Source organism: Hydrocoleum sp. CS-953, from assembly GCF_002260545.1.
In the GTDB taxonomy this organism is placed as follows: domain Bacteria; phylum Cyanobacteriota; class Cyanobacteriia; order Cyanobacteriales; family Microcoleaceae; genus Trichodesmium.
Window position 1 is genome coordinate 1 of record NZ_LGSU01001350.1, and the last position, 10,625, is coordinate 10,625.

Genomic DNA, 10,625 nt, shown 5'->3' on the forward strand with positions numbered 1-10,625 from the left:
ATTACCTCTAATTAAATGAACTAATGCATAAAATTCTGAACTATGAACTCCTAGAAGAAATCTATGCCAGCGATCGCACAATAATCTATCGCGCTTACTCGGAATATGACCAAAAATTAGTCATCCTTAAACTTCCCAACCATCCATATCCTAATTTCCATTCCTTAACTCAATACCGCAACGCTTATAACATACTCAAAAACTTCAACTTTCGAGGAATAGTAAAAATCCTAGCACTGGAAAAATTTGAGCAACGTTTAATGTTAGTAATGGAAGATTTTGGAGGCATATCTCTGCCAGAATATCTCAGTCAAGAAAATCTTTTTAAGCACTCTAATTCAGACCAGATCAATCATTTTTTTAAAATAGCTCTACAAATAATTAATCCCCTAGAAAAATTGCATGAAAATCGGATGATTCATAAAGATATAAAACCCCACAATATTATTCTTAATCCCCAAAGCCAAAAAATCCAAATTATAGATTTTAGTACCACAACAAAGCTCCCTAAAGAAACAGCAGAAATCCGAAATCCCAATACCCTAGAAGGAACTCTAGCTTATATTTCACCAGAACAAACAGGGCGAATGAATAGAGGAATAGATTATAGGAGTGATTTATACTCATTAGGAATTACATTTTATGAATTATTAACAAAACAACTCCCCTTTAATTCCACAGATCCCATGGAGTTAGTTCACTTTCATATTGCTCGTCAACCAAAACCTCTCATAGAATTAAATCAGGAAATACCAGAAACCCTCAATTCCATAGTGCTTAAATTAATAGAAAAAATGCCAGAAGCACGTTATCAAACAGCAGCAGGATTACGCCATGATTTAGAAAAATGTAAGTATGAATGGGAAAATAACAAAAAAGTCACAGTATTTGACCTCGGGAAAAAAGACAGAAACAACTATTTAATTATCCCAGAAAAACTCTATGGAAGAGAAGAAGAAGTAGAAATATTATTAACAGCATTTGAGAGAGTTTCTGACCGTAAAAAATCTCAAAGTGAATTGATGTTAGTAGGAGGATTTTCTGGTATTGGTAAATCAGCATTAGTGAATGAAGTGCATAAACCAATAGTAGAAAAAAGAGGTTATTTTATCGAGGGAAAATTCGACCAATTTCAAAGAGATATACCATTTTCAGCATGGTTAAATGCTTTTGCAGAATTGGTAAAACAAATTCTCAGTGAACCCGAAGAAAAATTACAAGTTATCGCCATTAAAGTACAGCAAATATTGGGAGAAGAAGCACAAGTAATAATAGATGTAATTCCCGAATTAGAATTATTAATTGGTAAACAACCTCCCGCCACAGAATTATCTCCCAGTGCTGCCGAAAATCGGTTCAATTTATTATTCTCAAAATTTATATCTGTATTTGGTCAAGCAGAGCATCCATTAGTAATATTTTTAGATGACTTACAATGGGCAGATTTAGCATCACTAAAGTTGATGAAGTTAGTGATGGAAGAAATAGATATTAACTATTTATTATTGATAGGAGCTTACCGAGATAATGAAGTAAATGCGGGGCATCCTTTCATATTAACTCTTGAGGAAATTCAAACAACAGGAGCAATTGTTAATCAAATAATTCTATCTCCGTTGAGTCAGTCAGCACTAAATAATTTAGTAACTGATACTCTCAATTATGCTCCTACTGAATCATTAGAACTAACAGAAGAGATATATAGAAAAACAGAAGGAAATCCATTTTTTAGCAATCAGTTTATCAAGTCTCTGTACAAAGAAGGATTAATTTTTTATGATGAGGAACAAGAGAAATGGTTGTACAATTTGCCAGAAATTAAAATTTTGGCAGAGAGTGGGGATGTGGTAGAATTGATGGCTGCCCAAATCAGAAAACTACCTCTAGATACTCAAGAATTATTAAAATTAGCAGCTTGTATAAGTAATGAGTTTGACTTAGAAACTTTATCTATTGTGTCGGAGAAATATCTGTCTGAAACAGCATCATGTTTATGGAATGCTTTGTCGGAAGGATTAATTTTACCAGGAGATGAAACCTACAAATTTTATCAGGGAGAACAGGATGATAATTTGCCAGAAATCAAAGATTTAGAAACACCGATATATCATTTTTTGCATGATAGGGTACAACAAGCAGCTTATAGTTTAATTCCAGAAAAAAACAAGCAGAAAACTCATCTAAAAATTGGCAGATTATTGTTAAAAAATGCAGTTGATGAGGAACTAGAAGAAAAAATCTTTGAAATTGTAAATCAACTCAACTATGGTGTGGAGTTAATTACAGAAAAAGATGCTAGGGAAGAGTTAGCAAGTTTAAATTTAAGGGCGGGAATAAAAGCGAAAGTATCAACGGCTTATAAATCAGCAATATCTTATTTTCAGATAGGTATAAATCTACTGGGAGAAAAACCTTGGTCAAACCAATATCAACTAACATTGGCACTACATGAATTATCGGCAGAAGCTAACTATCTGAATGGTGACTTTGAAGAAATGGAGAAATTAGTTGATATTGTCTTAGAAAAAAGCAATAAACTTTTGGATAAAATCAAAGTCTACGAAATTAAAATACAAGCTTACATTACTCAAACTAGACTGCAAGAAGCTTTAAGTATTGGCTTATATGTTTTATCACTTCTTGGGATTAGCTTTCCCACAAATCCAACTCCATCAGATATTCAAGAATACTTGCAAACAACTAAAAGTAACTTGATCGGAAAAAATATATTGGAACTGATTAATTTACCATTGTTAAAAGACCCAGGAAAATTAGCATCAATGCGCATTTTATCATCACTTTTTTCGGTTATATTTGTTTCTAATCCCGCCTTATTACCATTGATGATATGCGAGCAAATAAATCTATCTTTAGAGTCAGGAATATCCACATTTTTTGCTTTTGCTTGTACCACCTATGGTTTTCTCTTATGCACTGTAGAACAAGATATTGATACTGGATATCAGTTTGGCAGACTTGGTTCTGAACTACTAGAAAAATTTCAGAGTAAAGACCAGAAAAGTAAAGTATTTCATATAATTTCTGTTGGTATAGAACATTGGAAAATTCATATTCAAGAAATTTGCCCTAATTTACTAGAAGCTTATAAAATAGGTTTAGAAACGGGAGATTTAGAATATGGTTTTTATAATATTCTTCATTACTGTTGTTACTCTTACTTGGCAGGTATATCCCTAGATATATTGGAGCCAGAAATAACTAATCATACCAATTCTCTCAAACAGTTTAAGCAAGAAAATACTTACTACTACACCAAGGTTTATCATCAAGCTGTGTTGAATTTACTAGGAGATGCAGAAAATCCTGAATTATTATTAGGCAGTGCTTTTAATGAGGAAAAATTTATTCCTTTCTATGAAAATATTAATGACCGCTATGCTTTATTTCATATCTATCTTCATAAATTAATTCTGTCTTATTTATTGGGAAATTTTCAGCAATCAAAAAATTATGTTATGCGGGTAGAAGAATATGTTGAGGGCGGTGTTAGCGGGTACTTTTATTTTCCCGTATATTACTTTTATAGTTCACTAGCTAAACTAGCTTTTTATCCTACTTTAGCAGTTGAGGAACAAAAACAAATACTAGAGCAAGTAACCGCCAATGCCGAAAAAATGAAATTTTGGGCACAACACGCACCCACAAATTACTCCCATAAATATCATTTAATAGAAGCAGAAAAATACAAAATACTTGGAGACAAAATAGAGGCGATCGAAGCTTATGAAGAGGCGATCGCCCAGGCTACAGAAAATAAATATATTCAAGAAGCAGCTTTAGCAAATGAACTCTGTGCCAAATTTTATCTAGAGTGGGTTCATTAATTGATAATTGATAATGGATAATTGATAATTACCTCTGGTTAAAACCGTTCTTGATTGAAGANGGAAATATCCTAGCACTTTTTTTCCCCTATCCAAGGGGAGGCTTTAAACCACAATTATTTAATTAATAATTAATAATTAATTATTCGGTCAAACCAAAATTGCCCAAACCTATATGTTAGAAGCTTACTTTGGATATACTAACTGGGGAGCAGTAGTTAAAGTCAAAGACTTAGAAAAACGATACCCACAATTACTCGCAAAAGTGTTAGTTTCCTCTTCTGAAAAAGACAACCTTATTAGTAGCAGTACCTATACCCATACCTCTCAAAGCAATAGAGAAAATATTCTCGATCTAGCAACTGTAATTAAAGTTTCTCAAACTCTGTCTGGAGAAGTCAAACTAGAAAATTTACTCTGAAGTTTAATTCAACTAATGATGGAAAATGCAGGTGCCCAAAAATGCGCTCTCATTCTCGTTAAATACCAACAATTAATAGTTGAAGCAATAACTTATGTTGTAGATACAGATATTCCTATTAATAATCAAAATTATCTGCCAAATTTCCAGCGACCTCAAGTACCCCTTTCCTCAATTCAAGAATTACCTCAAGCATTAATTAACTATGTATGGCGAACTCAAAAATTTCAGGTATTGGATGACGCTACTACAGAAGCAAAATGGGTAAACTACTCTTATTTCACACAACAGCAACCTAAATCTATATTATGTACTCCTATTATCAACCAAGGTAAACTCATTGGTATTATCTACTTAGAAAATAATTTAACCACAGGTGCATTTACTTCCGAAAGATTACAACTATTAGAGATGATAACTACTCAAGCAGCAATTTCTTTAGAAAATGCTTTTATGTACGAGACTTTAGAACAAAAAGTTGAGCAACGCACTCAACAATTAAATCAAAAAAATCAACGTTTAACTCAAACACTAGAAGAATTAAAACGGACTCAAACCCAACTAATTCAAACCGAAAAAATGTCATCTTTAGGACAGTTAGTAGCAGGAGTTGCTCACGAAATAAATAATCCTGTCAACTTTATTTATGGGAATCTTAAATATACTCAAGAATATGCTCAAGACTTATTAAATGTGATTCAAGTCTATCAACAAAATTATCCCGAACCTGTGGATGAAGTAACAAATATTATTAAAGAGGTGGAGTTAGATTTTTTAGTTGAAGATTTGCCAAAATTATTAACTTCAATGAAAGTAGGAACTGACCGAATTAAAAAAATTGTCAAATCTCTACGCAACTTTTCACGTCTGGATGAATCACAAGTTAAAAATGTAGATATACATGAAGGTATAGATTCTACTTTCATGATTCTTCAAAATAATCTCAAAGCTAAACCTAATGAATTGGAAATTAAAGTTGTGAAAAATTATGGTAACTTACCCAAAGTAAGATGCTATCCAGGAGAACTAAATCAGGTATTTATGAATATGATTAGTAATGCTGTTGATGCACTAGAATTAATTAGAAACGAAAATAATAATTGCTCTCCTCAAATTACTATTACTACAGACAGGGAAGCAGAAAAATTTGTAATAATTCGTATTGCTGATAATGGTATGGGTATGAGTGAGGCGGTGCAAAAGCGCATATTCGATCCGTTTTACACCACAAAAGAAGTAGGGAAAGGTACAGGTTTAGGTTTAGCAATTAGTTATCAAATTATTGTGGAACGTCATGGGGGAAAATTAGAATGTATTTCTACTCCAGGAAAAGGTACAGAATTTGTAATTTCAATTCCTCTTTGAAAGTCAATATATAGCATTTCTCATAAAGATGAGACAGTTACGATCCCCCTAAATCCCCTTGAAAAGGGGGACTTTGAAGACTCCCCCCTTTTTAAGGGGGCAGGGGGGGATCTAAAACTGTATCTCACCAATTTGAGAAACGCTATAGTTCAATTAATATAGCGCTACGCATTAAGGTTAGGACATTTCTAAATCCTGTTTGCGCAGCATTCCGTAGGAAAACTCTTTATTAGTCTACTATTCCCTATTCCCTATTCCCTATTCCCTAGCGCGTAGCGCTATAATTTTTTGAATCAGGAATAAGGAAGAATAGGTGTCTATTCAGCCCAACGTCTGAGATATACAAGGTAGATGAATCGTAAATAAGCTGCCTTTGCCTAGTTGACTTTTGACGGTAATATCTCCTTGATGATGATGGGAGATTGCCCTGGCAATAGCCAAACCAAGTCCAGTTCCTCCCGTTTTTCGATCGCGATGGCTGTCAACGCGGTAGAAGCGCTCAAAAATACGAGCTTGTTCTGAGGGGGGAATACCAATTCCTGTATCTTTGACAGTAATGAATGCGGTACGGTCGCAAGCTGTTAAACTAACCACGACTTGACCATCATTAGGTGTATAATGAATCGCATTGGTAATTAAGTTTGATACCAAACGATACAACTGAGGTTCATTTCCAAAAACATAAATTTCGCCATCAGGAATTTGACTAATTAGGTCAATTTTAGCGAAGGTTGCCAGTTCTAAAAATTCCTCAGTTAAATCGCCGATTAAATCGTTTAAACAACAGGGTTGAAAGAGCTGAGGCGATGATGAATTATGTTCTAGGCTGGTCAAAAATAGTAAGTCTGCAATTAAATTGCTCAAGCGTCGTCCTTGTCGTTCTACTGTTTGGAGCATGGTCTTGATATCTTGAGGATTCGATTGTGGTATTCGTAAAATTGCTTCCACAGTAGCTAAGAGACTAGCAAGTGGCGAACGCAATTCGTGGGCAGCATTAGCAGTGAACTCTTTTTGTTGCTGGTAAGACTCGTAAATAGGTTGCATCGCCAATCCTGAAAGCCACCAACTAGAAATCCCTACCCCACTTAAAGCAATGGGAAACCAGAATGCTAAAATCCATTGGAACTGCTTGACTTCAACATCGAAGGATTCTAAGGTTCGCCCAATTTGTAAATAACCCCAGGAGGTTGTAGGATTACTGCTATTGACTCCTTGATGGGCAGCAGCACTGTGTAGAATAATCGTGAATTGACGGTAGCGAATACCATTGGGACTCCGAAGTGTTTGCCAAGAGGCAGGGTCTAAATTTTTAGTTAGTTTTGTGGGTTGATTAGGTGAAAATGCCAGCAGATTTCCTCGATTGTCAAATAGACGAATGTAGTAAGTCTGGCGATCGCTAATTCCAATAGTATGTCGTTGGATTAGAGTAGGATTGGTATTACAGGTTTGCCCAACCACACACAATTCTGGAAAAATTTGCTGTAAAACTAGAGTGGGAGCTTCTGAAATCGGTAACATGGGTTCAAGGCTATCATGTAGTGTTCCAGCAATAGACTCAATTTCCCGTTCCAAGGCTGCCCATTTGGCTTGAACCAACGCTCGATACATACCATATCCAGATAGGCTTAAAATTACCCCCATGACTAGAGCATACCAGAGTGCTAAACGGAAACGACTGTTGCGAAACAGTTGATGGCTGTTCATTGTGTTTTTTCTCTAGATAGGGCTTGCTGATTCAATCTAAAATTATTGACATATAAAGGTTTTAGCTTTTTTTGTCGTCAGAAATACCTGGTTTTGAGCCTGAAGCAGCTCAAAAAGTTAGAATTTTGGGCTACATAAGGCAGAAAAATCAAGGGATAATTCTGACTCCTGTCTCCTCTAAATTCCCAATTCCTCCTGACTCCTGACTCCTGACTTCCCCTCCCCTCCTGGGAGGGGTTGGGAGGGGTTAGGGGTGGGTTGACTCCTACCCTCACCCATAAGACTTTTTCAGCAAACCCTAGATGTATTGAACCGATAACCCTGACCTCGAATGGTTTCAATGGGGCAGTCACAGCCATAACTTGCTAACTTACGACGTAATAACCGCATTTGGGCAGCGACGACGTTGCTCATTGGTTCTGCTGCCAAATCCCAGAGTTGATGGCGAATTTTACTCCCAGAAATAATGCAATTGGGATGCTGCATCAGGTAGGCAAAAATCTGAAATTCCTTGACTGTCAAAGGAATCGTTTGAGAGGATGGAGCTAAACTGATAACCAGAGCATTGTTAGCGTAATCTAGGGTAAATTTGCCAACCGTAAGATTTTGGGGTTGAAATTGTGGCGATCGCCTCTGAAGTGCCCGCAACCTTGCTAGGAGTTCTGCCATCACAAATGGTTTCACTAAGTAATCATCTGCACCCGCATCCAGCCCGGTGACGCGATTTTCTGGTCTATCCAGGGCAGTAAGCATCAGGACTGGCAAAGGATTTTTGTGCAATCTGAGCCGTTTGCATAGTTCTAATCCCGATAGCTTCGGTAAGAGCCAATCAATGATTGCCACACTATAGTCTGTCCATTGGTTGTCTAGATAATACCATCCCTGAAGACCATCGGATACCCAATCGACTACATACTTTTCACTGACCAAGACTTGCTTAATTGCTAGTCCTAAATCTTCTTCATCTTCTACTAGCAGAATCCTCATTTTGCTTAACTTATAGACAATAGAAAATATCAAAAATTTTACTACATTTACTTGAGTGTATAATACTTGAGTTTAAACAGTTTAAATAGGGCTTGCTGATTAAATCTCAAACTTTTTACACATAAAGGTTTTAGCCTTTTTAATATCATGTCTCTTTGAATAACCACAATAAAAAATTGAGGGAGCAGGGAGCAAGGGAAATAAAAAAAAATATTCTCTTGATACGATGAAGAACGTTTTTATTATGGCTAATTAATGAGACTTGATATAAGTATCAAAAAGTGCGAGGTTTTAGACGACTCGTAAGCATTCAGCTATTAGCAGTCAGCATTCAGCAATGAAAATGAACGATGTAGCTCCATAGACTTTTTAGCTTAACTGATGGACTTTTACAGTAACTTTTAATTAGCATGAAATTTCGCTTATTACTTTTTCGTCTTTTAAAGGTAATGAAGCTGATAGCTGAGAGCTAGCCGCTGAATGCTTACGACGACTCAGGTTCAAAATCTTAGGATTTTGGTCAAGAATTGGGCAGAAAAATCAAGGGATGATTCTTTCTACTATCTCCTATAGAATTCCCGTTTCTCTTGTCTCCTACCCCTACCAAAAGACTTTATTCAGCAAACCCTAAATAGATAGAAATTTCTCGTGTTTCAGCCGAGAGAGAATGTCATTTTAGCAAACGTAAACCACTTAATGTTACTAAAACTGTAGACCCCTCATGGCCAAGTACGCCGAGAGGCATATTAATATTTCCAGTAAAGTTAGCAACCAATAATAAGAAAATAAATCCAATAGCAAAAGTAATATTTTGCCTAATAATACGGTTGGCGCGACGACCTAAACTTATAGCTTCAACTAATTTTTCTAAGCGGTCTGCCATTAACACTATATCTGCTGATTCTAAGGCAACATCACTACCCGCACCTCCCATAGCAATACCAACTGTAGCGAGAGAAATAGCCGGAGCATCGTTAATACCATCTCCCACCATTGCTACACTTTTATTTTCTTGTTGAAGTCGCTTAATTACTGTTAATTTATCTTCGGGTAATAACTCTGAATAGACTATGTTTATACCAAGATGTTGGGCAACAGTATCAGCAGTTTTTTTGTTGTCTCCTGTCAGCATAACTATAGATTCAATACCTAGAGATTTGAGCTGATTTATCATTTTTTTAGCTTCTAAACGCACCGTATCTGCAACAGATATAATGCCAATAATTTCTCGCTCTTTTGCAACCCAGATTACTGTTTTTCCTTGTTTTTGCAGGCGGTTACTTTCAGCTAATAACTGAGAATTGAAGCCAGCATTTATTTCTGACCTAATTAAATTTTCTTTGCCTACTACAATAATTTGACTATNTAATTTCTCGCTCTTTTGCAACCCAGATTACTGTTTTTCCTTGTTTTTGCAGGCGGTTACTTTCAGCTAATAACTGAGAATTGAAGCCAGCATTTATTTCTGACCTAATTAAATTTTCTTTGCCTACTACAATAATTTGACTATCGACAACTCCCGTAATTCCTGCGCCAGTTTTGGCAGCGACATTAGTTGCCGAACGCCATTGAATATTTTTTCTAATTGCTGTTTGGATAATAGCTTCTCCTATCGGATGTTCGGAACAAGATTCTAGGGCAGCAGCTAATTCTAAAACTTCTATTTCTGACTTATCTTTAGCAGGGATAATATCAACAACTTGGAGTTTTCCAGTAGTCAAAGTTCCGGTTTTATCAAAGGCGATAGCTTTTATTTCTCCAATCATTTCTAATTGAGCGCCATTTTTAAATAAAATTCCTTGACGCGCTCCTGTAGCAATACCTGATAATAAAGTAGGCATTATTGATGCCATTAAAGCACAAGGAGAAGCTACTACTAAAAAAATTAGAGCGCGATAAATTGTCGTTTCCCAACTCCAACCTAACAAAAATGGCGGTAAAATTCCCAACAATATTCCAGAGATAACGATGATTTTGGCATAAGTCTTTTCAAACTTTTCAATAAATCTCTGAGATTGTGGAGTTTCTGTTTGAGCTTGTTCAACTAAACGAATTACCCGCTGAATCAAACTACTTTCTGGAGACTTATTTACTTCTAATCTTAATACACCATTCCCATTTAATGTACCTGCAAAAACTTCATCTCCTACAGTTTTATCAACTGGTAAAGACTCTCCTGTAATTGGAGCTTGATTGACGGTACTATTCCCTTCAAAAATAATAGAGTTGTTGGGAAATAACTTAGATTACAAAAAAAATAAAATGAAAACAGATATATTTAGTTAGTGATTTTATTATTTATG

The 10,625-nt window shown here is 35.6% G+C and carries 6 protein-coding genes and 1 pseudogene; 3 read left to right on the plus strand and 4 right to left on the minus strand.

What is annotated here, in order from left to right; translation table 11 throughout:
• The first annotated feature begins 23 nt into the window (after window positions 1-23).
• From AFK68_RS25555 to AFK68_RS25565, 3 genes are all read left to right on the plus strand, one after another.
• On the plus strand, window positions 24-3,845 hold the full coding sequence (locus AFK68_RS25555) for an AAA family ATPase (protein ID WP_094676191.1): 3,822 nt from the start codon (window positions 24-26) through the stop codon (window positions 3,843-3,845).
• 175 nt (window positions 3,846-4,020) lie between these two features.
• Window positions 4,021-4,266 carry a hypothetical protein gene (locus AFK68_RS25560; RefSeq protein ID WP_094676193.1) on the plus strand — a complete coding sequence of 82 codons (246 nt, stop codon included), beginning with the start codon at window positions 4,021-4,023 and terminating at the stop codon, window positions 4,264-4,266.
• A gap of 15 nt (window positions 4,267-4,281) precedes the next feature.
• Window positions 4,282-5,631, plus strand: a complete 1,350-nt coding sequence (locus AFK68_RS25565; RefSeq protein WP_094676195.1) for an ATP-binding protein — start codon at window positions 4,282-4,284, stop codon at window positions 5,629-5,631.
• Window positions 5,632-5,952: 321 nt separating this feature from the next.
• Here AFK68_RS25565 and rppB read toward each other — a convergent pair whose 3' ends face one another.
• The 4 genes and pseudogenes from rppB to AFK68_RS25585 form a co-directional block, all read right to left on the minus strand.
• On the minus strand, window positions 5,953-7,335 hold the full coding sequence (gene rppB, locus AFK68_RS25570) for a two-component system sensor histidine kinase RppB (RefSeq protein WP_094676197.1): 1,383 nt from the start codon (window positions 7,333-7,335) through the stop codon (window positions 5,953-5,955).
• Between the two features lie 288 nt (window positions 7,336-7,623).
• A complete protein-coding gene (gene rppA / locus AFK68_RS25575; RefSeq protein ID WP_094676199.1) occupies window positions 7,624-8,322 on the minus strand; it encodes a two-component system response regulator RppA in 699 nt (232 codons plus the stop codon).
• Window positions 8,323-8,992: 670 nt separating this feature from the next.
• Window positions 8,993-9,679: an HAD-IC family P-type ATPase gene (locus AFK68_RS25580; protein WP_143438251.1), complete on the minus strand. Its 687-nt coding sequence runs from the start codon at window positions 9,677-9,679 to the stop codon at window positions 8,993-8,995.
• Between the two features lie 9 nt (window positions 9,680-9,688).
• Window positions 9,689-10,544, minus strand: a pseudogene (locus AFK68_RS25585) (HAD-IC family P-type ATPase); the annotation flags it as partial.
• Between the last annotated feature and the right edge of the window lie 81 nt (window positions 10,545-10,625).

Coding starts and splice junctions, on each gene's coding strand:
- AFK68_RS25555 (WP_094676191.1), top strand. CDS start 24: ATGCATAAAATTCTGAACTATGAACTCCTAGAAGAAATCTATGCCAGC.
- AFK68_RS25560 (WP_094676193.1), top strand. CDS start 4,021: ATGTTAGAAGCTTACTTTGGATATACTAACTGGGGAGCAGTAGTTAAA.
- AFK68_RS25565 (WP_094676195.1), top strand. CDS start 4,282: ATGATGGAAAATGCAGGTGCCCAAAAATGCGCTCTCATTCTCGTTAAA.
- rppB (WP_094676197.1), bottom strand. CDS start 7,335: ATGAACAGCCATCAACTGTTTCGCAACAGTCGTTTCCGTTTAGCACTC.
- rppA (WP_094676199.1), bottom strand. CDS start 8,322: ATGAGGATTCTGCTAGTAGAAGATGAAGAAGATTTAGGACTAGCAATT.